The following is a 26,933-nucleotide window of genomic DNA, read 5'->3' on the forward strand; positions in this document are numbered from 1 at the left end:
GGTCCTTACTCCCCTTCAACACGCATGATGCTGGCGACACCGCGCACGGTGTCGAGCTTGCGCAGCGCCTCGACGGTCCCGGAGAGGGCGGCGTCGGGCGCGCGGTGGGTGACGACGACGAGCGAAGCCTCGCCGTCCTTGCCCTGCTGGCGCACCGTATCGATGGATACGCCGTGCTCGGCGAAGACCGTCGCGACCTGGGCGAGCACGCCCGGCTTGTCGGCCACGTCGAGACTGATGTGGTACCGCGTCACCACGTCGCCCATGGGGCTCACGGGCAGCTGGGTGTACGCGGACTCGCCGGGGCCCGTCGCCTCGTTGAGACGGTTGCGGCACACGGCGACGATGTCGCCGAGAACGGCCGAGGCGGTCGGCGAGCCGCCCGCCCCGGGACCGTAGAACATGAGCTGCCCGGCGGCCTCCGCCTCGACGAAGACCGCGTTGTACGCCTCGCGGACGGAGGCGAGCGGGTGGCTGAGCGGGATCATCGCGGGGTGCACGCGCGCGGTGACGGACCCGCCGTCGGCGGCCCGCTCGCAGATGGCGAGCAGTTTGATGGTGCAGCCCATCTGCTTGGCCGAGGCGAAGTCGGCGGCGGTGACCTCGGTCATCCCCTCGCGGTAGACGTCGTCGAGGCGGACCCGGGTGTGGAAGGCGATGCCGGCGAGGATGGCGGCCTTGGCGGCGGCGTCGAAGCCCTCGACGTCGGCGGTCGGGTCGGCCTCGGCGTAACCGAGGGCGGTGGCCTCGTCGAGGGCCTCGGAGTAGCCGGCCCCGGAGGTGTCCATCTTGTCGAGGATGAAGTTGGTCGTGCCGTTGACGATGCCCATCACCCGGTTGATCTTGTCGCCGGCGAGGGACTCGCGCAGCGGCCGGATGAGCGGGATGGCGCCGGCGACGGCGGCCTCGTAATAGAGGTCCTGTCCGTGCTCCTGGGCGGCGGCGTAGAGGGTCGCGCCGTCCTGGGCGAGCAGCGCCTTGTTGGCGGAGACGACGGAGGCGCCGTGCTCGAAGGCGGTGGTGATGAGCGCGCGGGCCGGCTCGATGCCGCCGATGACCTCGACGACGACGTCGATGTCGCCCCGTTTGACGAGGGCGGTCGCATCGGTGGTGAGCAGCTCGGCGGGGATGCCCGCGCGGACCTTGTCGGGCCGGCGGACGGCGACGCCGGCGAGCTCGACCGGCGCGCCGATGCGCGCGGCGAGGTCGTCGGCGTGCGTCGTCATGATGCGCGCCACCTCTGAGCCGACCACTCCACAGCCCAGCAGCGCCACCTTCAGCGGACGCGTACGCATCATCCGACCTCGTTTCTCGTACCTACTGACCCGTATCTCTACGGTCGTTTTCCCACGGGTTCTACCGAACCCCTACGGTGGAAACCAGTCTCACTCACCCGATGGCCGTTTCAGCGCGATGTCCAGATAGTGAGACAGGGATTCCATCACATGACTATTTCCCTCATCCGACGTCGAGACGCAGGAGATCTTCCTCCGTCTCGCGCCGCACGATGACGCGCGCCTCGCCGTCCCGGACGGCCACGACGGGCGGGCGCAGCGCGTGGTTGTAGTTGCTCGCCATCGAGCGGCAGTACGCGCCGGTGGCGGGCACGGCGAGCAGGTCGCCGGGCGCCACGTCGGCGGGCAGGAACGCGTCGCGCACGACGATGTCGCCGCTCTCGCAGTGCTTGCCGACGACGCGGGAGAGCATGGGCTCGGCGTCGCTGGTCCGCGAGGCGAGGACGACGCTGTACTCGGCGTCGTACAGCGCGGTGCGGATGTTGTCCGACATGCCGCCGTCGACGGAGACGTACGTGCGCAGCCCCTCGAGCGGCTTGACCGTGCCCACCTCGTACAGCGTGAACGCCGTCGGCCCGACGATGGCGCGCCCCGGCTCGACGGAGATCCGCGGCGTCCGCAGCCCGGCGGCCTCGCACTCGCGGGTGACGATCTCGGTGAGCGCCTTGGCGATGTGGTGCGGCTCGCGCGGATCGTCGTCCGAGGTGTACGCGATGCCGAGCCCGCCCCCGAGGTCGATCTCCGGCAGCTCGACCCCGTGCTCGTCGCGCACCTCGGCGAGCAGCTGGACGACGCGCCGCGCGGACACCTCGAAGCCGGCCATGTCGAAGATCTGCGAACCGATGTGGGAGTGGATGCCGATGAGCTCCAGACCGTCGAGCCCCAGCGCCCGGCGCACCGCCTCCGCGGCCTGCCCGCCGGCCAGCGCGATGCCGAACTTCTGGTCCTCGTGCGCGGTGGCGATGAACTCGTGGGTGTGCGCCTCGACGCCGACGGTGACGCGGATCTGCACGCGCTGCCGCTTGCCGAGGGACTCGGCGATGTGCGCGACGCGGACGATCTCCTGGAAGGAGTCGAGGACGATGCGCCCGACGCCGGCGGTGACGGCGCGGCGGATCTCGCTCTCGGACTTGTTGTTGCCGTGGAAGGCGATGCGCTCGGCGGGCATGCCGGCGGAGAGCGCGGTGGACAGCTCGCCGCCGGAGCAGACGTCGAGGTTGAGTCCCTCTTCGTGGAGCCAGCGGACGATGGCGCGGGAGAGGAACGCCTTCCCCGCGTAGAACACGTCCGCGTCCTTGCCGAAGGCCTCGGCCCAGGCGCGGCAGCGGGCGCGGAAGTCGGACTCGTCGAGGAAGTAGGCGGGCGTGCCGAACTCCTCGGCGAGGCGGTCGACGCCCAGGCCGCCGACGGTCAGCATCCCGCGCTCGTCCCGGGTGACGGTACGGGCCCAGACCTTGGGGTCGAGGCGGTTGAGGTCGGCGGGCGGCGCGGAGTAGTGCCCCTCGGGAAGGACATCGGCGTGACGGGGCCCGGCGGGGTGGGCGGAACGGCTCATGACGACTGGCTCTTTCAGATCTGGTCGGGTGCGCTGATGCCGAGCAGGGAGAGGCCACCGGCGAGCACCGTCCCGGCGGCTTCGGCGAGCGCGAGCCGGGAACGGTGGGCGGCCGAGGGTTTCTCGTCACCGAGGGGCAGCACGGTGTGCTGGAACGCGAGCAGCGCGTCGGCGACACCCTCCAGATGCCGGGCGACCCGATCGGGCGCGCGGAGGCGGGCGGCGGAGAGGAGGACGTCGGGATGGTCACCGAGAAGGGTGAGGAGGCGAGGGGCGTCGACGGGAACGCCGTAGGCGGGGGTGACGCCGAGCTCGGCCCCGTAGTGAAGGAGTCTCCTCGCCCGCGCGTGGGCGTAGCGGACCCTGAAGAGCGGATTGCGCTCGTGCTGGACGAGAAGGGGAGCGCCGGGCAGAGCGTGATCGTGCGCGGCGGGCCGCAGCAGCGCCCAGCGGGCGGCGTCGCCACCGAGCACTTCGGGCTCGTACGGAGCGGGAAGTACGGGAAGCGGCTCCCCGTCGGCGTCGAGCGCGGCCTCGGCCCCCTGCGCGCGGAGCAGCCGCAGCACGGTGTCGGTGACGAGAGCCGCCCGGGGCTCGTCGGCGGCGCGGAGCCGCGTCCGCGTGCCGGCGAGCGCGGCGGAGCACCCGTACCGGGTCCCTTCGGCGAGGACGCGCTGCACGAGCCGCGTGTCGTTCGCCTCGCCCAGGGTGAAGTTGAGGAAGCCGGGCCCGGTGATGTCGACGGAGCGAATGCCGGGGTGCGGGTGCAGCCGCTCCTTGAGCAGCTCGGCCACGGCCCGGGCATCGAGCCCGGCGCCCCGGGCAAGCCCGAGCGCGACACTGCTGGCGTAGTCGCCCACTCCCCCGGCCCGGGGCCGCTCGACCTTGACGCGCGAGGGCACCTCGACACGGAGCACACCCTCGTCGACCGCACGGCGCACGGCGTGCAGCACGGTGAGAGAGAGGTCCGCGGGGGTCACGGGACCAGCCTAGGGGAGGAGGGGGGTCGGAACGCGAACGGGTTTCGCCATGTGGGCGGTGGGGCGGGGGGCCGAGCGTTCGATGGCGGCGGAGCCGGACGTGAGTTCGGCGTGGGGATGCCGGGGCGGCACGGGCGGAGCGATGCCGGGCCGCGCCGCCGAAGCCCCGCCTCGTACGACTCGTGCGCGCCGGGCCGCGCCGTCGAACCCATACGTTCGTACGGCCCGGCGCTATCCGTTCGGCCTCATGCTCCAGGCCCCCCGTCTGTCCTCCCCTGCGGCCGGCTCCTCGCCGGCGTCCTGCCCGCCCGCCTCGTCCCGGCGCCCGCGCCGCTCCCGCGGTTCCCGGTGCATGAGCTGCCGTACGACCCGCACGAGCTCTGTCGGCTCGAAGGGCTTCGCCAGGAACGCGTCGACACCGGAGACACCGGCGCCGCCGTCCGTCTCGTAATCGGTGCAGGCACTGATGATGGCCACCGGCAGATGCCGCGTCCGCGGGTCCTCGCGCAGCCGCGCGGCGGTCTTCAGCCCGTCGAGCCGGGGCATGACGACATCGAGGGTGACCACATCAGGACACACCTGATGCACCACATCCAGACACTCGGCACCATCGGCCGCGGTCACCACCTCGAACCCCTCGAGTTCGAGATTGACCCTGATCAGCTGACGGATCACCCGGTTGTCATCCACAACCAGCACCCGCCCGGACACCCCTGACACACGTCGAGAGTAGGTCGCGGGAAGCGGCCGCGTCCGGCTTTTGCCCACTTCTGACCCGTGCGAGGGAACGCCCCCTCGGTGACGCCCCGGAAATACCTGTTCACAGGCACCCTCCGAGAGCTGGTAGTGTTCCTTCCGTCGCCGCGAGAAGCGGCAACGCCCCCGTAGCTCAGGGGATAGAGCAACGGCCTCCGGAGCCGTGTGCGCAGGTTCGAATCCTGCCGGGGGCACTTCGCAGGAAGTGCCAAAAGACCCCGTGATCAGCGGAAACGCTGAACGCGGGGTCTTGTTGTATGCGCAGGCCTGTGCCGCACCGAGTCGCCGCCCGACAGGGGTCGCGGCCTATGCGCGGCCTGGGCCGTGGGGCGAAACGCCGGGCGAGAACGCGAAGACGAGGAAGGCCCCGGGCAGATCCAGGGACCTAGGGACCTATGGAGTGCCGGTGCTGGATCACCCTCGGATCTCTCGTACGGAGACGTCGTTCTCGTCACTCAGCTCCAGCGTGTGCGCGAAGCCAAAGGCGGCGAGGAGCCGGCCCAACGCCTCGAAGCGCGCCGGGTCCACGACTCCGCTCAGCAGAACGTCCGGGCCGTCGACCGGATCGATCTCCACCTGACACCAGCTGGTTTCCAGCTCGTAGCCGTCCCAGGATGACGATCGCGAGGACCAGCCGGCCCGGACGAAGCGCGCCGCCACGGCGGAGGCATCACGGCAACCGTGCAGGACACCGCACACGTTGTTGTTCACGTCTGCCCACGAAGCATCGAGCCTTGGGCCCGCATCGGATATGTCCATGCCCGGAGTATGCAGCAGCTGACCAGCCACGATCACTCGCCGGGCCCACGGCGGGCTGTCTTCGGGTTGCCCGCTGCCGGCCGGCAACGGCCGCGCGCCAAAGTAGCTCGTCCGCCGGACAGTTCCCCCGTTCGGCCTCGCCGGGCTGCCACAGCGGATCACAATGCGCGCATGACCGATGACTGGAAGCGACGGCTCGAGAGGGCTCGGGACAACCTCATCAGGGAGGGCGATCCGGTCGCGTGGGTGAGTGAGCGGGACGCGGTGGAGCGGGCGGTGCGGTATCCGTCGCTGGCCGTGCGCGGGGCGTTGTTCGGGGTGGCGGCCTGCCGGGAGGGAGTGTGGCGGATGGTGTCGCCGCTGCGGGACGGGACGCCGCAGGGCTCGCGGGACAGTCTGCACTCGATGCTGTGGTTCCGGGCGAAGGACGACACCGAGGACCGGGGCGAGCGGCGCGAGTTGCTCGCCGCGGTCAGCGTCCTCGAGCGGGAGCGGATCGACGAGATCGAGGTGCTCGGGGAGCGGTTCCGGATCGTGCGGGGGGACGAATTGGCGCGGTGCGGGGACGACGGGCTGGAGCCGCCCCGGCCCACCGACGTCGAGCCGCTGGAGCGGTCCTGGGAGATGGGAAGCCCGCGGACCCCGTCGCCCGACCGGGGCTTCGTCCTCGATCCCGCGCGCGAGGCCGGGCCGATGGCGGAGGCGATGCGGCTCGGCCTTCGGGGGTTCTCGTACTCGGGGAGGCGCTACCCCGCCGACGTGCGGGCCGGGTCCGAGCGGGCGGTCAGGACGCATCCCGAGATCGTGGTGATGCCGACGACGTTCGGCGTGGCCGAGAAGACGGGCGAGACCTGGAATCCGCAGGGCTCCTTCATGGCGACCCCGCACGACGCCCGCGCGCACCTGTACGTGGCGCTGACCGAACTCTGGCCGCTCATCTACGAGCTGGAGGACGAGCAGCGCAAGCGGTACGCGCGCGCGGCCGAGGAGTTCAGGGCTCTCGGCCGTGCGAACGAACTCACCGCGGAAGGACGCCTGTTCCGGATCTTCCGCATCGAGCGGATGGTCCGCTTCGGGCCCGACGGCCCCGAGGGGCCGCGGACGTCGGACGTGGACGACAGCGAGCCGATGAAGATGCATCCGACCATGGACGAGGACGGCACCATCCACTACGGCGAGTGAGCCTGAGCATGGCCCCGATGTGCGCCGGGAACGCAGCGGGGCCGCACGGCGGTGATGCCGTGCGGCCCCTGAAGAGCTGTGCGGTTACTTGACGTTGATCGCGGTCCAGGCCGCGGCCACCGCGTTGTACTGCGTGCTGCCGGCGCCGTACAGGTCGCTCGCCGCCGACAGGGTCGCGGTGCGGGCGCCCGAGTAGCCGGTGGTGGAGGTCATGTAGGTGGTGAGGGCCTTGTACCAGATCTTGTACGCGGCCTGGCGGCCGATGCCGGTCACCGTGGAGCCGTTGTAGGTGGGCGAGTTGTAGGAGACGCCGTTGATGGTCTTGGCGCCGCTGCCCTCCGAGAGGAGGTAGAAGAAGTGGTTGGCCGGGCCCGAGGAGTAGTGGACGTTCAGGCGGCCGACGGTCTTGGACCAGTAGTCGGCGGAGCTGCCGTCCTTGCTGGGCTGGTCCATGTAACGCAGCGGGGTGCCGTTGCCGTTGATGTCGATCTTCTCGCCGATGAGGTAGTCACCGGCGTCGGTGGAGTTGTTGGCGTACCACTCGACCGAGGTGCCCAGGATGTCGGAGGTGGCCTCGTTCAGGCCGCCGGACTCCCCGCTGTAGCGGAGGTTGGCGGTGGAGGAGGTCAGGCCGTGGGACATCTCGTGACCGGCCACGTCGAGCGACGTGAGCGGGTGGGTGTTGCCGATGCCGTCGCCGTAGGTCATGCAGAAGCAGGAGTCGTCCCAGAACGCGTTGACGTACGCGCTGCCGTAGTGGACGCGGGAGTAGGCGGCGACGCCGTCGCCGCGGATGCCCGAGCGGCCGAGCTCGTTCTTGTAGAAGTCCCAGGTGACGGCCGCACCGTAGTGGGCGTCGGCGGCCGCGGTCTCGCGGTTGGAGGACAGGCCGTTGCCCCACGTGTCGGTGGAGTTGGTGAAGAGCGTGCCCTGGCCGGAGGTGCCGCCGGCGAGGTCGTACGTCTTGTGGCCGCCGCGGGTGGCGTCGGTCAGGGAGAAGCCGGCGGAGGTGCCGAGGGTGACCTGGCCGCTGTACTCGGTGTTGCCGATGCCGGTCTCGATGGCCTCGTAGGACTCGAGCTGCTTGCCCGTGTTGGCGTCGGTGATGACGTGACGCTTGCTCGGGGTGCCGTCGGCCTGGGTGCCGGTGACGATGGTCTCCCAGGCGAGGACGGGCTTGCCGGTGACGGCCCAGATGACCTTGCGGGCGGAGGAGCCGGTGGCCTTGTCGCCGGCGGCGCCGGACGCGGCGACGGCGTTCTTGCCGGCGGTGGTGGCGGTGAGGGCCGGGGTGGTGGAGGCCACGGCTATCTTCGCGGCGGTCGCCTTGGTGGTGGAGCGGGCACCGTTCTTCTTCTGGTGCACGACGAGGTCGCCGCCGAGGACCGGCAGGCCCTCGTAGGTGCGCTCGTAGCGGGTGTGGACCGTGCCGTCGGCGTCCTTGACGACGTCACGGACGACCAGCTTCTCCTGGCCGGACAGGCCGATGGCCTGCGCGGTGTCGGCCGCGGTGGACTGGGCGTCCTTGATGGCGGCGGCGCGCTGGCTGCCCGAGAGGGCGACGGCGGTCGCACCGGCCTCGCGCTGGGCGGCGGTCCCGGCGGCGCTGGCGGATCCGGTCTGGATGCCGACGACGACCATGGCGGCCGAGGCGATCAGGGCGGCGGCGCGGGCGGTGGTACGGCGAGGCGAGGACTGCAGGCGGGTCACGCGGGCTCCTTCGCTGTGAAGCGTGGGGGTTTGTTGTGGGGGGTGGTGCGTGACGTGAGCGTGCCATCAACCAGAGCCGATTGACAGGTATGCAACAAGGATTTGACCTGCAGTTGTCCGAAGGGCGGCCAACTCCGTCCGCTATACGGGGAGCTGACCGCCTCAAGGGTCGTGCAGGGGTGCAATAGGGGCGGGGTAGGGGCGCCGGAGAGGGGTGCGCGGAGGGTGCCGGGAGGGGCGGAGGAGGGTTTCGGGAAGGCGGGAGGACGGTGCGCGACAGCGCGCGAAAGGTGCGCCCAGCGCGAAAAGGGGCGGGAGGTCCGGTTGCGCACCCGGCCTCCCGCCCCTCCCCCACGCGTCGCACTCAGTCGAACACCGGCCCCGACACCCGCGCCCGCTTCAGCTCCGCGAAGCCCGACACCGACGCCGCGAGCAGCGTCGCCCGCCACAGCCGCGCCGCCTCCTCACCCCTCGGGATCCGGGTGAGGACCGGGCCGTTGAAGCCGAGCCGTGCGCCGTCCGGGCCCGGCGCCGCGAGGACCGGGCTGCCCGCCTCCTCGCCGACGGCCGCCTGGCTCGCCTCGTGCGAGGCGCGCACCTCGCCGTCGTACGTGTCGTTCCTCGCGTACGCCAGGAGCTCGCCGGCCGGCAGGTCCGCCGCCGCCAGCGCCTCCTCGATCACGTCGAGCTCGGGCGCCCGGCCGCCCGGGTGGTAGCGGGTGCCGAGTTCGGTGTAGAGCCGGCCGGCCGCCTCGTTGCCGTACTTGTCCTTGACCGCGGCCAGCGTCCGCACCGGGTACCAGCCCTTGGGGCCCAGCAGCTCCCGGTACTGCTCCGGGATCTGGTCCAGCCGGTCCTCGTTCAGGATCGCCAGGCTCATCACGTGCCAGTGGATCTCGGCGAGGCCCTGCTGCTCGGCCTCCACCAGCCAGCGGGAGGTCACCCACGTCCACGGGCACAGCGGGTCGAACCAGAAGTCCACGGGGACGCGCGTCTGCTCTTCGGTGGTGGTCATGTTCCGTTCCTCTCCTTCGTGCACATCCGCACACATCCGTACACATCCGTACGTACGACGACGGGGTTCACGTCCCCCGCGTGCCGCCGCGGTCGACGTGAACCCCACAGCACTGCGTCAGTTGGTCGCCAGGCCCAGGACCACCGGCGCGGCCGCCAGCAGCGCGAGGACCACCGGGACCGGGGCGCCCTTGCCGTCCTTGGCGCGCAGGTGCGTGATGAACGCGCCGACGAAGTACAGGACCACGCCGACGCCGGCGGCGATGCCCAGCGGACGGAACCAGATGCCGGCGATCAGGCCGATCGCGCCCAGGATCTCCAGGATCGCGAGGCGGGGCAGCCAGGAGTCCGGGACGTTGACCTTCTGCATGCCGGCCACGATCTTCTCGTCGCGGACCAGCTTGCCGCGCGCCGAGCCGACGAGGACCAGCGAGACCAGGATCGCGAGGACGACATAGGCGATGAACACGGTTGCTCCTTGAGCGGGTTGTGGGAGGGGGTGGGAGGAGGGAGGAGGGGCAAGGGAAGGGAAGGAAAGGGACGGAGATGGGGAGGGAGCGGGAGGGAGGGGAGGCAAAGGGGACGGAAGGGGGACGGAAAGGGGACTGTCCAGGAGAGAGAAGGAAGTCGGGGTGAGGAAGTCAGGTGCCCGGGAGTCAGGGACCCGGGGTCGGCCCCGGGGGCCGGCACCCGGGGTCAGGGCCCGGGAGTCAGGGCCCGGGCCCCCGCGGCGGCGACGTCAGGGGCGCGGGATCGCCTCGACCACGCTGCTCGGCGAGCGCGTCGGCAGGATCCGCGTGAGCGTGAAGCCGGCGGCGTCGAACAGCGCCCGGAACTCCTCCGCGGTGCGCTCCTGGCCGCCGCTCAGCACCATCATGTTGAGGTCGATGATCTTGCTCGGCGAGAAGCCGCCGCCCTCCGGCACGACCGTGTCGACGACGAGCAGCCGGGCTTCCGGGGACATCACGCGCCGCACCGACTTGAGGATCTCGATGCTCGACTCGTCGTTCCAGTCGTGCAGGACCCACTTCATCGTGTAGAGGTCGCCGCCCTCCGGCACCTTCTCGAAGAAGCTGCCGCCGACCAGCTCGCAGCGGTCCGCGAGGCCCGCCTCGGCGACCCGGGCGCGGCCGTTGGCGACCACGTGCGGCAGGTCGAAGACGATGCCCCGGGCCTCCGGCTGGGCGCGCAGGATCGCGGAGAGGAAGCCGCCCTCGCCGCCGCCGACGTCGACGACCGTGCCGTACGGGGCGAAGTCGAAGGCCTCCACGACCGCGTCGGCCACCATCGCGGTCAGGCCGGTCATGGCCTTGCCCAAGTGGTCGGCCAGCTCCGGCGTGCGCTCGAAGTACTCCCAGATCGGGATGCCGTTCGCGGCCTCGAAGACCGGGGCTCCGGTACGGACGGACTCCGCGAGCCGGCCCCAGGTGCCGTGGTGGGCGGTGCCGAGCTCCAGTTGGACCAGGGAGGCGAGCGAGCCGGGGACGTCGGTGCGCAGGGTGTCGCCGAGCGCGGTGGTGGCGTAGCGGCCCTCGTCGTCGACGCTCAGGACGCCGACGCCTTCGAGCGCGCGCAGCAGGCGGTGCAGGGAGCGCGGGTCGGTGCCGGTGGCCGCGGCGAGCTCTGCGGCGGTACGGGGGGCCTCGGCCACGAGGTCCGGCACGCCGAGCGCGGTGCCGGCGTGGACGGCCCGGGACACCCAGTAGCTGGTGACGATCTCGAACATCCGCTGGAAGTCGGGCTGCCGGTCCTGCTGCTCAGGTCCGCTGGTGCGTGCGTCCATGGGGAGGTCTGCTCCGGGGGCTCGGGAGGAGGGTCGGTGTACGGAGGTGCGGAAGTACGGAGGTGCGGAAGTACGGAGGTGCGGAAGTACGGAAGGGCGTAGGTAGGTGCTGAAGTGCCGCGGTCGGGGACGGCGGCGCGGGCGCGCGACCGTACGGGGTGGCAGGGGCCACCCCGTACGGCCTTCCGGCGGGCCGGCGCGTCAGGCGACCGTGACGCCGATCTTGCCGACCGTGCCGGCGCCGAAGGCGGCGAAGCCCTGGCCGACCGCGTCCAGGGAGACGCTCTGCCCGATCGGCACCGTCAGGGCGCCGGAGACGACGGCGTCGGCGAGGCGCTGCAGGGTGGCCGCGTCGGGGTTGGCCATCACGGAGGTGACGGTGATGTCGAGCTCGGTGGCCGCCTCCGGGCCGAAGCCCAGGGTGGAGGCCAGCCGGCCGCCGGCGGTGACGAGCGCGGCGGCGGCGACCGGGTCGCCGGCCAGGTGGGCCACGGCGTGCACGCCGTTCGGGGCGACGGCCTTGACCTGGGCGGCCAGGTCGCCGGTGTGGTCGACGACGTGGGCGGCGCCGAGGCCCTTGACGAACTCGGTCTCCTCGCCCGGCTTGGCGGTGGCGATGACCGTGGCGCCGGCCCGGGCGGCGAGCTGCACCGCGTACGCGCCGACCCCGCCGGTCGCGCCGACGATCAGCACGGTCTCGCCCTGCTTCGGGGCGAGGGCGTCGACGACGCCGACGGCGGCCGAGCCGGCCAGGCCGAGCGCGCCGGCGTGGGCGGCGTCCAGGCCCTCGGGGGCGGCGGCGATGCCGTAACCCTCGCCGACCACCACGTAGTCGGCGAGCGCGCCGTCCTGGACGACGGGCTTCATGACGACGCCGAAGACGCGGTCGCCGGCGGCGCGCTCGACGCCCTCGCCGACGGCCTCGACGGTGCCGGCGAAGTCCTTGCCGAGGGTCACCGGGAACTTGTGCTCAAGGACGTCCTTCAGGAAGCCGTAGATGACGGCGCCGTCGAAGCCGTTGAGGGAGGAGTGGCTGACCTTGACGAGGATCTCGCCGGGACCGGGGGCCGGCTTGGCCACCTCGGTGACGGTCGGGGCCGCGCCGAATTCGTCGATGGTCACTGCGCGCATGGGTGTTTCCTCTTTCCGGTGAAAGCAGTTGGAACAGAAAGCGAACGGAGGGCTGCGAGTCGCGGCCGGCACCAGGCCGCGACTGGCATCGGGCCACGGCCGGCGTCAGGCAACGGCCGGCGAGCAGGCCACGGCCGGCGTCCGGCCACCGTCAGTGGGCAGGCCACTGCCGATGAGCGGGCTTCGGCCGGTGAGCGGGCCACGGCCGGCGTCAGCCCACTGTCAGTGGGCAGGCCACGGCCGGAGTCAGGCCACGGCCTGCTCGTACGAGGCCCGCAGCACCGTCGCCGCGACCTCCAGCTCGTCCTCGTCGCGCGGCGCGTACAGCATCACGATGCTGTTCGGGAACTCGGCGCGGCGGGTGATCGGGTGCGGCTCGGTCCAGCCCAGGTCGGTCAGCGGGCCCAGTGCGTCCAGCGGCACGCACACGTGCATGAACCCGGAGCGGTGGATGTGGCCGAACTCGTCCACCGACGGGTGCAGGAAGTGTTCGAACGCGCGGTTCTGCCGGTTGAGGCGCAGGGCGAGCGAGCCGGGCTCGGAGACCAGGCTGGGGCCGGTGAAGACGCCCGGCAGGGCCTGGGCGCGGGCGACGAGCGCGTCGCGGATCTCCCGCGGCGAGAAGTCCTCGAGCTGGTCGTGCGGAATCTCCCGGCCGGTCGTCGCGGGACGGGTCCCCTTGCGCGGGGGCAGAACGCTCAGATCGACGGCCATGGGATATTCCTCCGGTGCGGTGCGGGGTGCGACGAAGCCACGCACTTTCAGTGCGCTGGTTACTTCTTGTTTCCGCTTGAATTCTGGGCGATCCTTCTGCTGTGGCAGAAGACGGCACTTCAAAAACACCTACGCACATGAATGTTCCCGACCCCGTCGGAGAGGGCATCACCACCTGTCAGCTGCGGGATGTGCTCGACCGGGTCGGTGACAAATGGAGCGTCCTGATCATGGCGCTGCTCGGTGACGGGCCGCGGCGCTATTCGGAGCTGCGCCGCTCGATCGACGGCATCTCGCAGCGGATGCTCACGCTGACGCTGCGCAGCCTGGAGCGGGACGGCCTGGTGATCAGGACCGTCACGCCGAGCACGCCGCCGCGGGTGGACTACGAGCTGACGCCGGTCGGCCAGACGCTGTCCCGTGAGGTGGCCTCGCTGATCAAGTGGTCCGAGGAGCACCGCGAGTACATCAGCATGTCCCGGCTCACCTTCGACTCGGACTGACTCGGACCGAGACTCCCCTACGCATACGACCTGAGACGCCCGGACGCATACGACCGGCCGGCGGTCCGCAGGGAGCGGGCCGCCGGCCGTTTCGTGTCTGCCTGAAGTCCGACGCACGCCGGACGCCGACGCCGACGTCAGGAGATGCGCATCTGGGCCATCATGCCCATCGCCGCGTGGTCGAAGATGTGGCAGTGGTAGAGGTACGTCCCCCGGTAACCGGTGAACGTGGCCTGGAGCTTGACCGTCTCCCCCGGGTTCAGGTTGACCGTGTCCTTGAGCCCGACCTCGGGGCCCGAGGTGATCGGCTGCCCGTTGCGTTCCAGGACCCGGAACTGCACGAGGTGGATGTGGAAGTTGTGCGGGATGATCTTGTTGGTGTTGGTGACGGTCCAGATCTCCGTGGTGCCGTAGACGATCTCGGTGTCGATCCGGGCCATGTCGTAGCTGACACCGTTGATGAAGCCCATGTCCGTGGCCAGGCCGTTCTCGTCCATGCTCAGCGCGACGGAACGGTTGACCGTGGCCTGCGGCAGGGCCGGGAAGGTGCGCATCTGGTACGGGATGGTGCCGAAGTCCTGCGACCCCGTCGCGCCGACCTTGAACTGGACCACCTTGGTGATCTGGTCCGCGGGGCCGCCGGGCATGGCGTCGGCCGCGTTCACCAGCTCCACCGTGCTGCCGCGCGGGAACTCGAAGAAGTCGATGAGGATGTCGACGCGCTCGCCCGGGGAGAGCTGCACGCTGGTGACGTCCTGCGGCTTCTCCAGGAGGCCGCCGTCGGTGCCGATCAGCGTGAACGGCGTGCCGGTGGACAGGCTGAGCTTGAAGTAGCGCATGTTCGCGCTGTTGAAGATCCGGAAGCGGTACTGCCGGTGGGAGACGTCGAAGTACGGCCACGCCCTGCCGTTGGCGAGGATGACGTTCCGGTTGAGGAAGTCGTCCATGGCGTAGACGAGCTGGCCCTGGTCGTCGAAGCGGGCGTCGCGCAGCATGATCGGCACGTCGTACGCGCCGGTCGGCAGGACGTTGGCCTTCTCGACGTCGTCGGTGAGCAGGTACATCCCGCTCAGGCCGCGGAAGTTGTTCTCCGACTCCGCGTGGTGCGCGTGGTCGTGGTACCAGAGGTTCGCGTGCGGCTGGTCGTTCGGGTACGTGTAGGTCTTGGTGCCGCCGTTCGCCGCGATGAGGTCCATCGGGCCGCCGTCGCTGTCCGGCGGCACGTGCGCGCCGTGCAGGTGGACGGAGGTGGCGACGGGCAGGTTGTTCGTCTGCTGCACCACCGTCCGCACGCCCGACTTGGCCTTGATGACCGGGCCCGGGAAGCTGCCGTTGAAGGTGCGGACCCGGGTGAGGCGGCCCGGCAGGATCTCGACGTCCGCCTCCTGCATGGTCATCGCGTAGTAGTCCGCGGTGCCGGTGGAGGAGGTCGGGGTGAGCGTCGGCGGGATCGGCATGGGCCGGGTGAACTTGGGCACGGTGGCCGGATCGAGGTCGGCCGCCTCGGCCGTGCCGCTGACGGCCGGTATCGCCAGACCGGCGGCACCGGCCGCGCCGGCCACCACCGCGCCCGCCTTGAGTACGTTTCGACGAGTGATCACGAAAAATCCCCCATGATGCTCCCGGGAATACGGCCGAGACCGGCGTCCGGAAGTCCGTCGTGAACGGGATGCCGGCCGCGGAGAATCGGGGCCGGATCATGGCCATAATTCTCCGTTGGGTCCAGGACGTGATCAATGGAGGAACATTCAGGGGTACGTGCAATTCCGCAGGTCGTGCGGGTGCTCGGTCGGTTTTCGGAAAGCGAATGTCAAGATTCCGCCAGGAAGGACCGGAGGTCGTCCGGGTGCTCTAGGCCGGAATTCGTCGTTCCATCGCGATCGACTCGTGGTGCCTGATGACCTCGGCGACCACGAAGCCCAGGAACTTCTCCGCGAACTCCGGATCGAGCCGGGCCGATTCGGCGACCGCCCGCAGCCGGGCGGTCTGCCGGGCCTCGCGGGCCGGGTCGGCCGGCGGCAGGCCGTGTGCGGCCTTCAGCTCGCCGACCCGGCGGGTGTGCGTGAAGCGCTCGGCCAGCAGGTGCACGACGGCCGCGTCGAGGTTGTCGATGCTGGCCCGCAGCCGCGCGAGCTCCAGCCGGGCCTCCCGCGTCGTCACGCCCGCTCCTCGCGGTGCAGGAACTCCGCTACCAGGAAGGCCAGATCGAGCGACTGGCTGCGGTTGAGCCGGGGGTCGCAGGCCGACTCGTACCGCTCGACGAGGTCGGGGAAGCCGAGGTCGTGCCCGCCGCCGACGCACTCGGTCACGTCGTCGCCGGTGAGCTCGACGTGGATGCCGCCGGCGTAGGTGCCGAGCGAGCGGTGCACCTCGAAGAAGGCGCGGACCTCGCCGAGGATGTCGTCGAAGTGCCGGGTCTTGTGGCCGGACGGGGCCTCGACGGTGTTGCCGTGCATCGGGTCGCAGACCCAGGCCACCCGGGCGCCGGAGGCCGTGACCCGCTCGACCAGGCCGGGCAGCACGTCGTACACCCGGTCGACCCCGAGCCGTACGACGAAGGTGAGCCGGCCCGGCTCGCGGTGCGGGTCGAGCCGGTCGATCAGCCGCAGCGCGGTGTCGGCGGTGGTGGTGGGGCCGAGCTTCACGCCGATCGGGTTGTCGATGCGGGAGAAGTACTCGACGTGGGCGCCGTCGAGGTCGCGGGTGCGCTCGCCGATCCACAGCATGTGGCCGGAGGTCGCGTAGACGCGGCCGGCGTCGGGGTCGCGGCGGGTGAGCGGGGCCTCGTAGTCGAGCAGCAGGCCCTCGTGGGAGACGTAGAACTCGGAGTCGTCGAAGGCGCGCGGGCTGGCGCCGGTGGCCCGCATGAACTTCAGCGCGCGGTCGATGCCGTCGGCGATCGCCCCGTACTGCTCGCGCTGCGGGGAGGTGGCGAGGAAGTCGCGGTTCCACTCGTGGACCTGGCCGAGGGCCGCGTAGCCGCCGGCGGTGAACGCCCGGACGAGGTTGAGGGTGTTGGAGGACGCCTGGTACATCCGCAGCAGCCGCTCCGGGTCGGGGACCCGGGCCTCGGCGGTGAAGGGCAGGCCGTTGACGGCGTCGCCGCGGTAGGTGGGGAGGGTGAGGCCGTCGCGGGTCTCGGTGGGCTTGGAGCGCGGCTTGGCGTACTGGCCGGCGATCCGGCCGACCTTCACGACCGGCATGGCGGCGGCGTAGGTGAGCACCGCGGACATCTGCATCAGCGTGTTGAGCTTGCTGTGCACGGTCTCGGCGGAGACCCGGTCGAAGGTCTCGGCGCAGTCGCCGCCCTGGAGCAGCAGCGCCTCGCCGCGCGCGACGGCGGCGAGCCGGTCCTTGAGCCGGTCGCACTCGCCGGAGAAGACCAGCGGCGGGGCGGCGGCGAGCTCGGCGGTGACGCGGAGGAGGGCGGCGGGGTCGGGGTAGTCGGGCTGCTGGGCCGCGGGCAGCCCGCCCCATGTGTTCACCAGTTCGAATTCAAGGGTCTGTGTGTCGGGCTTCAAGGTCTCCATGGCGGAACCTCCCGGAGAGGTAGCGAGGCGAGGTGCGGCCGGTCCCGCCCGGGCGCCCGCGCGAGGGGACGCCCGGCCGGGACCGCCGGGCTGCGGCGGAGGGGAGCGCCGCAGGTTCATGGGCGGTACGTGGTGCACGGGGTGCATGTGGGGTGCGCGTGGTGCATGTGAAGTGCGCTTGGTGCGTGTGGTGCTCGTGGGCGCATAGGCCCGTGTGTACGTGTGTACGTGTGTACGTGTGTACGTGTGTACGTGTGTACGTGTGTACGGAGCAGCCGGTACGGGTCAGGCGCGGCGGGCGTGCTCGCGCGCGCCCGTGAGCGCCGCCTTCAACGACTCGGCGGCCATCTGCTGGAAGCCGGCGAGCCGCGGGACGTGGCCGGACTTGGTCATCTCGGCGTGCAGGAAGGTCAGGTCGTCCGCGAGCGCGATCATGCTGAACGCGGCTCTCAGATACGGCTCCTGGAAGTCGTAGGCGTGCCGGGGCGTCCCCGGGCCGTACGCGCCGCCGCGCGCCGTGACCACGACGACCCGCTTCCCGGCCAGCGGGCCGGTGCCGGTCTCGGGGTCGACGACCAGCGGCGGGACGACGACCCGGTCGAGCCACGCCTTGAACGTGGACGGCATCGAGAAGTTGTGCATGGGCAGGCCCAGAAGGATCGTGTCGGCCGCGAGCAGCTCGTCGACCAGCTCCCAGGTGACGTCCCAGCTCTCCTTCTCCTCCACCGTCCGCGCCGCCCCGCGCGCCTCGTCGAGGTCACGCACGCCGGCCGTCTCGATCCGCTGCATGACGGCCATCTGCGCGCCGTCGACGTGCGGCACGGGCGCGCGCCCCAGGTCGCGGTACACGATCGCCCCGCCCTCGTGCGCGGCCCGCCACGACGCGGCGAACTCGGCGGTGACCCGCCGGGTGGTGGACCCGAGCCGGGCGCTGGTGTCGATGTGGAGGAGCGTGGACATGGGTGATCTCTCCTGACGGTCCGGGGTGGGGCGGGTGGGATGGGTGGGGCGAGGGCCGGTCCGGCCCCCCGGGGTGCCCGGGCGGCCGGGCGCCGGGGAGGTGGCGCCCGACCTGGCCCGCCTGACGGACGGGGGCGGGCCGGCTCCCGGGAGGGCGGGAGCCGATGACCTGCCGCACGGCCGGGAGCCGTACGAGGCGGCGGAACCGGCGCCGTTGCCGGACTCCGCGGCCAAGACCCCGGCCGCGGCCGGGCGCCCGGCCCGCGCCAGGCGTGAGGACAACGTGCGGACCGCGTGGGCCCACCGCGCCCCGGACACCGGCCCCGCGGCGGAACCGGCGCCATTGCCGGACCACCCCGCAGCCACGAACCCGACCGGGACACCTGCCGGGACACCTGCCGGGAGACCCACCAGGACACCTTCCAGGAGACCTGCCGGGACACCGGCCGGAGCACCTTCCGGAGCGCCTACCGGGGCAACCCGCCTTCCGCCCCCGCGTGAGGCGCCCGACGGCCCCTCCCTCAGGCGGCCGTTCGCGTGCTCGACAAGGCGTACTCGGGGCCGGCGCCGTTGCCGGGGCCCTTCGGTGTGGTGGCGGCCGTGCCGGACCAGCGGGGGTAGCTGCCGAGGAAGCGGGCTCCCGCGCCGACTTCGGGGAGGGCGGAGAGGGCGCCGCGGAGGGCCGGGTTCTCGACGTGGCCGTCGAGGTCGACGAAGTAGCGGTAGCTGCCGAGGCGTTCGCCCGTGGGCCAGGAGTGGACGCGGCTGACCTCGATGCCGCGGCCGGAGAAGAGGCCGAGGACGTCGGCGAGGCGGGCGGGGCCGCCGTCGGGGGTGCTGACGACGAGGGAGGTGCGGTCGCGGTCGGTGCGGGCGGGCGGGAGCCAGGCCGGGGCGACCGCGACGAAGCGGGTGACCGCTCCGCCGCGGCGGCCGAGGCCCTCGGCCAGGACCGTCAGACCGTACCGCTCGGCCGCCTGCGGGGCGGCGATGGCCGCCGCCCCGGCCGTGCCGCCGACGCCCGCCGCCGCGGCCGCCGTGGAGTCGGCGGGCACGGTGCGGGCGGCCGGCAGGTGCTCGGCCAGCCATCCGGCGCACTGCGCGAGCGCGTGCGGGTGGCTGACCACCTCCCGTACGTCCGCGAGCTCCGTGCCCTCCGGCGCCATCAGGGCGAACGTCACCGCGAGTTCCACCTCGCCGGTGATGTGCAGCTCCGCCTCGGCCAGCTGGTCCATGGTGGCGGGCACGACGCCCTTCACCGAGTTCTCCAGCGGGACGACGGCGACCGCGCAGTCACCGCGCCGGACGGCGTCGAGCGCCGCCGGCACGCTGGGGTACGGCCGGCGCGGCAGCTCGTCCGCGTAGCCGGGCAGCCTGCGCAGCGCCGCCTCGGTGAAGGTGCCCTCCGGGCCCAGATAGCCGTATGAGGCGAAGGTCATGGCCGGGGCACCCGTCAGCTCTCGATCACCCGGTGGAACGCGACCGTGTCGAAGATGTCCTCCATGCGGACGGCCTTGCCGTCGCGGAACGTCCAGGAGTGGACGAACTGCAGCGTCTCGGTGTGGCCGGAGCGGGAGGTGACGTCACGGACGCCGAAGACGACGACCCGGTCGCCGTTGTCCAGGAACTCCAGCGGCTGGAGCTTCATGCCGCCGAGCACGCTGGGGACGTGGGCCAGGAAGGCGCGGACGCCGGCGTGGCCGTGCTTGGTGCCGCCGAGGCCGTACTTCTCCATGGTCTCGGGGTGGATCCACTGCATGTCCTCGGCCATGGTCGCGACCAGCGCGTCGACGTCACGGTCGCGGAAGGCCGCGTAGGCGGCGTGGATCAGGTCCAGGTTGCTCGCGGCCGGGTTCGGGGCCGCGTTCGTGGTGGGAGTCGTGGTGGTGGTCGTGGTGGTCATGTGCGTGCTGCCTCAGGCCTTCTTCGCGTACTCGGGATACATGGACTCGACCGTGCGGCGGATGCCCTCGCGCCAGTCGACCTTGCAGGGGCCGGTGAGCTGCTTCCGCAGGGTCGGGTCGAACTGGTAGGTCTCGCGGGTGACCTCGCTCGGCGCGAGCTTGGCCTCGACGCCGGTGAGCTCCTCCAGGTAGCGGACGCAGTCGGTCATGCCGACGGACTCGTCGCCGCCCCAGTTGGTGAGAGTGGCGGGCACGGTGGCCGCGTTCCACAGGTGCGGGACCTGCTCGATCAGGTCGTCGGTGTAGAGCAGCGAGCACCAGTTCTGGCCCTCGACGGGGACCGGGATGGGCTCGCCGGCGAGCATCCGCTTGAAGTAGATCATCGGCACGCCGCCGTAACCGCCGGGCCCGTAGGCGATGTTGAGGCGGGCGATGACGGTGGGCAGGCCGAGCGTCTGCGCGTACGCGCGGACCGCGCCCTCCGTGGCGATCTTGACGACCGGGTAGGCCGGCAGCCAGTCGGCGACGCCGTCGACCGGGTCGGTCTCCTTGTACTTGTGGTCGAGCGTCTGGCGCTTGTAGAGCGCGCCGGTCGACACGTACAGGAACGCCTCGGCGGTCCGGCAGTGGGTCATCAGGCGGCCGGCGGCGACCGTGTTGACCTCGATGGCGGTGTTGAAGTCGCCGTCCTCGCCGCGGTTCACGGCGGAGTGGATGACGTGCGTGAAGTCCTCGGGAAGGCCCTTGAGGCCGCCCTCGCCGGTGTCGTTCATGTCCCAGCGGAAGGTGGTGATGCCGTGCTCGCGCAGCGCGTCCTCCGCGCCCGGGGTGCCGAAGCGGCCGAGCGCCCAGACGTCGTTGTCCTCGGCCAGCGCCTTGGCGACCGGGCCGGCCACCTGCCCGGTGCCGCCGGTGACCAGGATCTTCTTGCCCTGCATGGTGGTTCAATCCCCTCAGATTGATCTGACGTGCTGAAAAGTGCGTGAAACGCGCGGAACGCGGGAGTGCGTGAAGCGCGTGGCCGCGCGCAGTGCGCGCAGTGCGTGGAGTGCGCGGTGGCTTACTTGCCGTCGCCGAGCGCCCGGTCGAGTTCCTTGCGGAGGATCGACTGGAAGCCGGCCACGTGCTGCGGGCCCATGAGCGTGTAGTGCTCGCCGGGGACGTCGATGAAGTTGACGTCGTCGGAGTGCTCCTTCCAGCGGCTCAGCTCGTTGTTGAGCCAGTCCTCCTTGGTGCCGCGCAGCGGGATCGCGTAGAACACCGACATGCCCCGCACCCGGCCGGACGGGGAGTACGTGCGGCCCAGGTTGGTGAGGCCGTCGGCGAGCTCGGCCCAGGCCGTGAACTTTGTCAGGTCCAGATCGAGTTCGGCGAGCCGGGCCTGCGGCGCGTTGTCGATGAAGTAGGCGAGCTGGTCCTCCTTCGACAGGTGGCGCAGCTGCTTCGGAAGCTCCAGCGACTGCTTCTTGTCGATGAGCGCCAGGAAGAAGGCGAGGTTGGCGGCGGTCTCGACGAAGTCGAGCTCGTCCATGCGGTACTTGATGTGCGGAGGCAGGTTGAAGCTGCCGACGAAGTCGACCTTCTCGCCCTCGGCCTCCAGGACCTTGGCCATCTCGAAGGCGACGGCGCCGCCGTAGGAGTAGCCGGCCAGCGCGTAGGGGCCGTGCGGCTGCTTCTCGCGGATGGCCGCCACATAGGTGGAGACCATCTCGTCGAAGCTCTCGAAGGGCTTCTCGCCGGGGTTGAAGCCGCGGGCGCGCAGCGCGTAGAACGGCCGGTCGCCGACGAAGTACTTGGCGAGGTTGACGAAGACCAGGACCTCGCCGACGCCGGGGTGGACACAGAACAGCGGCGTCTTGTCGCCGATGACCTGCATGGGCACGATCGGGTCGTACGGGCGCTCCACGACGCCCCCGGCGTCCTCGGCGAGCCGGGCGGCGAGCCGGCGCACGGTCGGGTTGGTGAGGACGGTGATGATCTGGAGGTCCTTCGCGCCGAGGCGCTGGGCGACCAGGCTGCGCAGCCGCAGGATGTCGAGCGAGGTGCCGCCGAGGTCGAAGAAGTTGGCGGTGGCGCTCAGCTTCGCCGGGTCGGTGTCGAACATCTCGGCGTAGATCCCGGCGAGGACCGTCTCGGTCTCGCCCTCGGGCGCGGTGTAGCCGCCGAGGCGGCGCAGGATCAGGTCGGCGACGGCGTCGGCGGTCTGCGCGTACGCGCCCGACTCGAGGCGCTTTCGCATGAGCGGGCGCTGGATCTTGCCGAGGCTGGTCTTGGGGAAGGCGTCCTTGGGCAGCGGCAGGATCAGCGAGGGGCGGAAGCCCCAGTGCATGACGACGCTGGAGCGGACGGCGGAGAGCACGCGGTAGAGGGCGAGTTCGTCGCCTTCCTCGGTCTCCGGGTGGAAGGCGATGACCAGCTGCTCGGTGTCGGATCCGGGGGCGCGGGTCGGGAAGGCGGCGACGTAGGAGCGGGCGACGTCGTCGAGTTCCTGGAGCAGGGTCTCGATGTCGTGGCTGAAGTAGTTGACGCCGTTGACGATGATGCTGTCCTTGCTGCGGCCGACCAGGGTGAGCCGGCCCTCGTCGATCCGGCCGAGGTCGCCGCTGCGGAACCAGCCGTCGGCGGTGAAGGCGTCCTTCGTGGCCTGCTCGTTGTTGTGGTAGCCGGGCGTGATCATCCCGCCGGTGAGCTGGAGTTCGCCGACCTCGCCCTCGCCGAGCGGCCGGTCCTGCTCGTCGGCGACGCGGATCCGCAGGCCCTCGACGGGGCGGCCGAGGTTGGCGAACTCCTGGCCCTGGTCGGAGAGCGGGAACTCGCGGGAGTAGATGGAGCCGGCGCAGGTCTCGGTCATGCCGAAGGCGGGCCACAGGGTGTCGTTCTTCAGGCCGTGCGGCGCGAAGCGCTCCAGGAAGCTCTCGCCGGTGGTGCGGACGACGGCCTCGCCGCCGCTGATGATGTGGCGCAGCTTCGACAGGTCCACCGGGCCGTGCTCGGTGAGCCGGTCGGCGGCGGCGTTGAGCAGGCCGAGCAGGAAGTTCGGGGTGAACGTCATGGTGACGCCGTAGCGGGAGATCAGCCGCAGGAAGTCCAGCGGCTCGCCGAGGACGACGGCGGCCTGGACGTGCAGCTGGGTGGCGCCGACGGACAGCGGCAGCAGGTGGCACTCCAGGAGCGCGGCGACGTGGTCGAAGGAGACCCAGTTGAGCGAGATGTCGTCGGCGCCGATGCGGTGGGCGCTGTTCTTGCCGGCCATGGAGGCGAGCAGGTTGGCGTGGGTGAGGATGACGGCCTTGGAGTTGCCGGTGGAGCCGGAGGTGAGGACGAGCAGCGCGGTGTCCTCGGGCGCGGCCTCGTGCAGCGTCGCGGTGTCGGCCGGGTCGTCCGCGTAGAGCGTCTCCAGGGCGGTGACGGCCAGGCCCTCGACGCGGGGCAGTTCGGCGGCGAGCGACTCGCTGGTGACGACAAGCGGCTGGTCCAGGAGGGTGTTGACGTGTCCGAGCTGCGCCGCCCAGCGCTCCGGGTCGCCGCCGAGCGGGGCCATCGGCACGGGTATGTAGCCGCCGAGGAGGCAGGCCCAGAAGGCGGTGAGGAACTCCTGCGGGCGGTCCAGGAGCAGCACGACCTTGTCCTGCGGCTCCAGGCCGCGCGTGCGCAGGCCGGTGAGGACCCGGCGGGCCTCGCGGACCAGCTCGGGGTACGGCTGGAGGTGGCTGTCCTGGGAGGTGGCATCGCCCTCGTGGTAGAGGACGCCGTTGCCGGGGTGGTCCTCCGCCGCCTGGAGCAGCAGGTCGGCGACGGTCCGTATCGATGGGATGGCCACGGTCATGGCGATGTCCTCTCTCGGCTGAGTGGGGTGTGCGGTGCGGGTGCTCCGCGCGGGGCCGTGTCGACGGTTCGCGTGCGGGTCCCTGTGACGGGCGTGTGTGACGGGCGTGTGTGACGGGTCCGTCAAACACGGCCGCCGCCGGCCGCGGGGTGAGCGGCACGACGGCGGCGTCGGGCTTCGTGGGGGGAACGGGGATCGGCCGGGCCGAAAGGGTGCTTCCGGCGAGGCGGGTCACACGGTGGAGGCAACGCACCGGACCTTGACAACCAGCTTCTTCGGACGGGCCGCCGGGTTCAATGGGCACCATGTCAGAGAAGTGTCGGGATTCTCAAATCCCGGTCGGAGTGTGCGGGTTGTCGTCGGCTCGCTCGGGGATTTCGGTCGGGGACGCGAGGAGGTGGAGGCGGGGCGCGCCGTCGGCCGGCCGGGCGGCGCGGACGGCGAGGGCGCCGTGGTGGCGGGGGCCGCACGGCAGGTCGTACACGCTCCAGCCGGCCGGATGACGGCCGGGCTCGCGGGCCGGGTCGCCGCCGAGGTCGTCCAGCGTGGTGGACCGGCCGAGGCCGGTGCCGATGCCCTTCAGATACGCCTCCTTGCGCGCCCAGACGCGGCCCAGGACGGCGGCGGCCCGCTCCGGGTCGGCCGCGGCCTCGACCTCGGAGCGCTCGCGCGGGTGCAGGGCGGGCAGCAGGTCCCGTACGGCCGGGGGGCCGGGGGCGCGTTCGACGTCGGCGCCGACCGGGACGGGCGCGGTCGCGATCAGGACCCGGCCCTCGGTGTGCGAGAGCGAGAAGTGCACCGGCGGTTCGGGCACGGCGAGCACGGGGCGGCCGTGCGCGGCCCCGCAGCACGGGCACGGCTCCCGGGCGAAGACCAGGTCTCCGGGCCGCTCGCCGAGCAGCCGCCCGAGGACGGCGCGCAGCGCGAGGTGCGCGGCGGTGTAGAGCCGGCGGTCTGCGGGCCGCAGGAAGGCGGCGGCGCGCTCGCGTTCCCGGGCGTCGAGGGTGGAGGTGTCGAGGTCGGGGGCGGGCGTGTGGGTGCGGGCGTGCTCGGGGAGTTCCAGGAGCCAGGCTTCGGCCTGCATCGTTCGGTGTCCTCACGGGCGGGGCGACGGGCACGGGTACGGCGTCGCCCCGCCGGCCTCGTGGGCGGGCGGGGCGACGGGGTCGCGGTGGTGCGGTCGCGGTGGCTGCCGCCGTCGCGGCTACGGGGTGACGGGGCTGTGGCCGGACGCGGGGGCGCGGCGCGCCCCGGTCAGCCGCGGCAGGTCGTCGTCGCCGGGGTGCGGCGGCTGAAGCTGCCGTGGACGTCGGTCTCGGCGTAGTAGGTGCGGCCGCTGTGGTTGCGCCGGCGCCAGCGCTGTTCGCTGGCGAGGCGGTACACGGTGCCGGTGGGCGCGCCGAAGAGTTCGGCGATGTCCCGGGCGGTGAGCCAGCGTTCGCCCGATTCCGGGGCGGCCGCGCGGCGCAGCCGGGACCAGTCGGGCGCGCCCCAGCGGTGCGCCGGGTGCGCGTCGCACTCGATGTGCCGGGCGCCGGGCGGCACGGCGAGCCGTCCCGTGCAGCCGGGCTCCACGCAGGGCCCGACCGGCAGTTCGCGCGCGGGTTCGGCGCGGGCCACCCGGCGGGCCGCGCCGGCCAGCCGGTGCAGCTCGCGGGTGGCGTCGGCGACGGCCGGGTGGGCGGCGAGCCACTCGGTGCTGCGCAGCACGAAGGCCGCGAGGTGCGCCGGGGTCCGCCGGGGGGCCGGGAAGCGGCGCTCGTCGGCGATGAGTCCGCTCCAGGAGGCGAGGGTGGCGACGATCGCCGAACGCACCTCGGCCGCCGGGCCGTTGAGGGGGATCCCGGCGGGTGCGCCGCCGGTGCCGCGCCGTTCGCCGCCGCGGCGTGCGGGGCCGCCGGCGAGCAGCCGCTCGCACTCGGCGTACAGGCCGGGCAGCTCCTCGACCGTGGCGACGAGCCGGGTGAGACAGGCGGGGCAGAGCCGGAGCCCCGGCCGCGCCGGTCGTTTCGTGCCGCCGTCGGCGGCGTTTCGCCTGCATTCCTCGCCCACGCACACCGTCCGTGCGGGAATGTGCGTTCCCGGGTGAGTCATTTTCTTTTTCCCGTCCTGTTCCGAAGCCTGCCGAAATGCGCAATGAGCGGAATGGATACCGAAACCCACCGGATTTTCACCCGTGGCCGAGTCGGAATCCGACTCCGCGAATGGTGACGATCCAGTCAGGACAGCCGAGCTTGCTGCGCAGGCTGCTGACATGCGTGTCGACGGTCCGCCGGGACCAGGAATCCCCCCAGATCTGCTGCATGAGCCTTTTACGGGGCACGACGTTTCCGGGATTGGAGGCGAGCAGATAAAGGACGTCGAACTCCTTGCGGGTGACGTCGATCCGCTTTCCGTCCAGACTGACCTGCCGGGCGCCGGCGTCGATGCGCAGCGGGCCCTGGTCGATGACGTCCACGGTCTGCGGCCGGGGACGGGAGCGGCGCATGACGGCGTGCATGCGGGCCATCAGCTCGTGGAAGCCGTACGGCTTGACCATGTAGTCGTCGGCGCCGGCCTGCAGACCGAGGACCCGGTCGAGCTCGGTGCCGCGCGCGGTGAGCGCGATGACCGGGGTGTCGCCCGCGGCGCGGATGGCCCGGCAGACCTCGAGGCCGTCCAGATCGGGCAGTTCGAGGTCGATGAGGACGAGGTCCGTGTTGCCGTAGACCTGGAGGGCGGCGCCGCCCGTCTCGACCCGGGTGACCTGGTGGCCGTGCCGGCGGAGGCCCGCCATCAGCGACTCCGCGTACGTGAGGTCGCGCTCCACCACCAGGATCCGCCAGGTTTCGCCGGTCGCGGCGGCCACCGCGGCGGCGACGGGAAATAGGTTTTCCGATATGCGAGGTGCAGGTATGTGAGGTGCGGGTTTTTCTTGCGTACGCTGACTCATCATCTCCCCCATGGACTAGTGTCCCCAGGAGTCTAAAAACCGCCGCTTCGCTTTGTCAAAGATCCCCGACGTAAACACGTCATGTCGACGGAGTAACGCGGATCATCGAATCGCTCGGGAATGTTCGGTGAATTTTTTTAATCTCCGAGGATACACGGCGCGGGTGTGCGGACAGTGTCGGACGAAACGTTCCGGACACCCTCCGTGGTTCTTTGGGCAGGGCCCGGACGGCACATCGGGGCGGCCCCGCCGGTCAGGGCGTTCCGAGGCTCGGCCGAAAACAGTCAGGAACATCCGTGTGCGCTGCCCACAGGCATGTGCGCCGAACCTCCGTTCCACATATTGAGACTTCCTGGATCCGGCATGGGAGGTTCTTTACCGGAGGCCGCGAAGGGGTGT

General features: G+C 71.5%; 24 protein-coding genes and 1 tRNA gene. 3 read left to right on the top strand and 22 right to left on the bottom strand.

Annotated elements, in window-relative coordinates; genetic code table 11:
• Nucleotides 1–5: 5 nt before the first annotated feature.
• The 4 genes from ACFYU9_RS28470 to ACFYU9_RS28485 all read right to left on the bottom strand — a co-directional run bounded on the left by ACFYU9_RS28470 (nucleotide 6) and on the right by ACFYU9_RS28485 (nucleotide 4,550).
• A complete protein-coding gene (locus ACFYU9_RS28470) occupies nucleotides 6–1,298 on the bottom strand; it encodes a homoserine dehydrogenase (RefSeq protein ID WP_389208557.1) in 1,293 nt (430 codons plus the stop codon).
• Between the two features lie 160 nt (nucleotides 1,299–1,458).
• Nucleotides 1,459–2,850, bottom strand: coding sequence for a diaminopimelate decarboxylase (gene lysA, locus ACFYU9_RS28475; RefSeq protein ID WP_389208555.1), 1,392 nt, complete (start codon nucleotides 2,848–2,850; stop codon nucleotides 1,459–1,461).
• A 14-nt stretch (nucleotides 2,851–2,864) separates the two neighbouring features.
• Complete coding sequence (gene nrtL / locus ACFYU9_RS28480) at nucleotides 2,865–3,830, bottom strand: ArgS-related anticodon-binding protein NrtL (RefSeq protein WP_389346531.1); 966 nt, start codon at nucleotides 3,828–3,830, stop codon at nucleotides 2,865–2,867.
• 231 nt (nucleotides 3,831–4,061) lie between these two features.
• A complete protein-coding gene (locus tag ACFYU9_RS28485) occupies nucleotides 4,062–4,550 on the bottom strand; it encodes a response regulator (protein ID WP_389208551.1) in 489 nt (162 codons plus the stop codon).
• 158 nt (nucleotides 4,551–4,708) lie between these two features.
• Here ACFYU9_RS28485 and ACFYU9_RS28490 point away from each other — a divergent pair.
• A tRNA-Arg gene (locus ACFYU9_RS28490) sits at nucleotides 4,709–4,780 on the top strand.
• Nucleotides 4,781–5,000: 220 nt separating this feature from the next.
• Here ACFYU9_RS28490 and ACFYU9_RS28495 read toward each other — a convergent pair.
• Nucleotides 5,001–5,345: a hypothetical protein gene (locus tag ACFYU9_RS28495; protein ID WP_389346533.1), complete on the bottom strand. Its 345-nt coding sequence runs from the start codon at nucleotides 5,343–5,345 to the stop codon at nucleotides 5,001–5,003.
• Nucleotides 5,346–5,516: 171 nt separating this feature from the next.
• Here ACFYU9_RS28495 and ACFYU9_RS28500 point away from each other — a divergent pair, with 171 nt between their 5' ends.
• Nucleotides 5,517–6,527 carry a DUF5954 family protein gene (locus ACFYU9_RS28500; RefSeq protein WP_389346536.1) on the top strand — a complete coding sequence of 337 codons (1,011 nt, stop codon included), beginning with the start codon at nucleotides 5,517–5,519 and terminating at the stop codon, nucleotides 6,525–6,527.
• 84 nt (nucleotides 6,528–6,611) lie between these two features.
• Here the strand turns inward: ACFYU9_RS28500 and ACFYU9_RS28505 are convergent, their stop codons facing one another.
• The 6 genes from ACFYU9_RS28505 to ACFYU9_RS28530 all read right to left on the bottom strand — a co-directional run bounded on the left by ACFYU9_RS28505 (nucleotide 6,612) and on the right by ACFYU9_RS28530 (nucleotide 12,879).
• Entirely contained in the window at nucleotides 6,612–8,237 is a 1,626-nt protein-coding gene (locus tag ACFYU9_RS28505; protein WP_389208548.1) for a M4 family metallopeptidase, read from the bottom strand.
• 364 nt (nucleotides 8,238–8,601) lie between these two features.
• Entirely contained in the window at nucleotides 8,602–9,252 is a 651-nt protein-coding gene (locus tag ACFYU9_RS28510) for a disulfide bond formation protein DsbA (RefSeq protein ID WP_389208546.1), read from the bottom strand.
• Nucleotides 9,253–9,369: 117 nt separating this feature from the next.
• A complete protein-coding gene (locus ACFYU9_RS28515) occupies nucleotides 9,370–9,720 on the bottom strand; it encodes a DoxX family protein (protein WP_389208544.1) in 351 nt (116 codons plus the stop codon).
• Between the two features lie 270 nt (nucleotides 9,721–9,990).
• Entirely contained in the window at nucleotides 9,991–11,034 is a 1,044-nt protein-coding gene (locus tag ACFYU9_RS28520) for a methyltransferase (RefSeq protein WP_389208542.1), read from the bottom strand.
• 201 nt (nucleotides 11,035–11,235) lie between these two features.
• Nucleotides 11,236–12,165 (bottom strand): NADP-dependent oxidoreductase, encoded by a 930-nt coding sequence (locus ACFYU9_RS28525; protein WP_389208540.1) that lies wholly within the window; start codon nucleotides 12,163–12,165, stop codon nucleotides 11,236–11,238.
• Nucleotides 12,166–12,411: 246 nt separating this feature from the next.
• Nucleotides 12,412–12,879: a luciferase family protein gene (locus tag ACFYU9_RS28530; RefSeq protein ID WP_389208538.1), complete on the bottom strand. Its 468-nt coding sequence runs from the start codon at nucleotides 12,877–12,879 to the stop codon at nucleotides 12,412–12,414.
• 137 nt (nucleotides 12,880–13,016) lie between these two features.
• On the opposite strand from ACFYU9_RS28530, the gene ACFYU9_RS28535 reads away from it, so the two are divergent.
• Nucleotides 13,017–13,382: a winged helix-turn-helix transcriptional regulator gene (locus tag ACFYU9_RS28535; protein ID WP_389208536.1), complete on the top strand. Its 366-nt coding sequence runs from the start codon at nucleotides 13,017–13,019 to the stop codon at nucleotides 13,380–13,382.
• A gap of 137 nt (nucleotides 13,383–13,519) precedes the next feature.
• Here ACFYU9_RS28535 and ACFYU9_RS28540 read toward each other — a convergent pair whose 3' ends face one another.
• The 11 genes from ACFYU9_RS28540 to ACFYU9_RS28590 form a co-directional block, all read right to left on the bottom strand.
• A complete protein-coding gene (locus ACFYU9_RS28540) occupies nucleotides 13,520–14,983 on the bottom strand; it encodes a multicopper oxidase family protein (RefSeq protein ID WP_389208534.1) in 1,464 nt (487 codons plus the stop codon).
• A gap of 250 nt (nucleotides 14,984–15,233) precedes the next feature.
• Entirely contained in the window at nucleotides 15,234–15,542 is a 309-nt protein-coding gene (locus tag ACFYU9_RS28545) for a chorismate mutase (protein WP_389208532.1), read from the bottom strand.
• Nucleotides 15,539–16,912 carry a class II 3-deoxy-7-phosphoheptulonate synthase gene (locus tag ACFYU9_RS28550; RefSeq protein ID WP_389346538.1) on the bottom strand — a complete coding sequence of 458 codons (1,374 nt, stop codon included), beginning with the start codon at nucleotides 16,910–16,912 and terminating at the stop codon, nucleotides 15,539–15,541. Before ACFYU9_RS28550 ends, ACFYU9_RS28545 begins: the two co-directional genes overlap by 4 nt.
• A gap of 285 nt (nucleotides 16,913–17,197) precedes the next feature.
• Nucleotides 17,198–17,872 (bottom strand): FMN-dependent NADH-azoreductase, encoded by a 675-nt coding sequence (locus tag ACFYU9_RS28555; protein WP_389346540.1) that lies wholly within the window; start codon nucleotides 17,870–17,872, stop codon nucleotides 17,198–17,200.
• Between the two features lie 521 nt (nucleotides 17,873–18,393).
• The gene (gene pheA / locus ACFYU9_RS28560; RefSeq protein WP_389208526.1) at nucleotides 18,394–19,311 is read right to left on the bottom strand and encodes a prephenate dehydratase; all 918 of its coding nucleotides are present in this window, start codon (nucleotides 19,309–19,311) and stop codon (nucleotides 18,394–18,396) included.
• A 14-nt stretch (nucleotides 19,312–19,325) separates the two neighbouring features.
• Nucleotides 19,326–19,775: a nuclear transport factor 2 family protein gene (locus ACFYU9_RS28565; RefSeq protein ID WP_389208524.1), complete on the bottom strand. Its 450-nt coding sequence runs from the start codon at nucleotides 19,773–19,775 to the stop codon at nucleotides 19,326–19,328.
• Nucleotides 19,776–19,787: 12 nt separating this feature from the next.
• On the bottom strand, nucleotides 19,788–20,714 hold the full coding sequence (locus tag ACFYU9_RS28570) for an NAD-dependent epimerase/dehydratase family protein (RefSeq protein WP_389346542.1): 927 nt from the start codon (nucleotides 20,712–20,714) through the stop codon (nucleotides 19,788–19,790).
• 122 nt (nucleotides 20,715–20,836) lie between these two features.
• On the bottom strand, nucleotides 20,837–23,602 hold the full coding sequence (locus ACFYU9_RS28575) for an alpha/beta fold hydrolase (protein ID WP_389208520.1): 2,766 nt from the start codon (nucleotides 23,600–23,602) through the stop codon (nucleotides 20,837–20,839).
• Between the two features lie 328 nt (nucleotides 23,603–23,930).
• The gene (locus ACFYU9_RS28580; protein ID WP_389208518.1) at nucleotides 23,931–24,686 is read right to left on the bottom strand and encodes a 4'-phosphopantetheinyl transferase family protein; all 756 of its coding nucleotides are present in this window, start codon (nucleotides 24,684–24,686) and stop codon (nucleotides 23,931–23,933) included.
• Between the two features lie 170 nt (nucleotides 24,687–24,856).
• Nucleotides 24,857–25,654: a hypothetical protein gene (locus ACFYU9_RS28585; protein ID WP_389208516.1), complete on the bottom strand. Its 798-nt coding sequence runs from the start codon at nucleotides 25,652–25,654 to the stop codon at nucleotides 24,857–24,859.
• A 118-nt stretch (nucleotides 25,655–25,772) separates the two neighbouring features.
• Complete coding sequence (locus ACFYU9_RS28590) at nucleotides 25,773–26,450, bottom strand: response regulator transcription factor (protein WP_389208514.1); 678 nt, start codon at nucleotides 26,448–26,450, stop codon at nucleotides 25,773–25,775.
• Nucleotides 26,451–26,933 lie beyond the last annotated feature (483 nt).

This window comes from Streptomyces sp. NPDC004327, assembly GCF_042873935.1.
Taxonomy (GTDB): domain Bacteria; phylum Actinomycetota; class Actinomycetes; order Streptomycetales; family Streptomycetaceae; genus Streptomyces.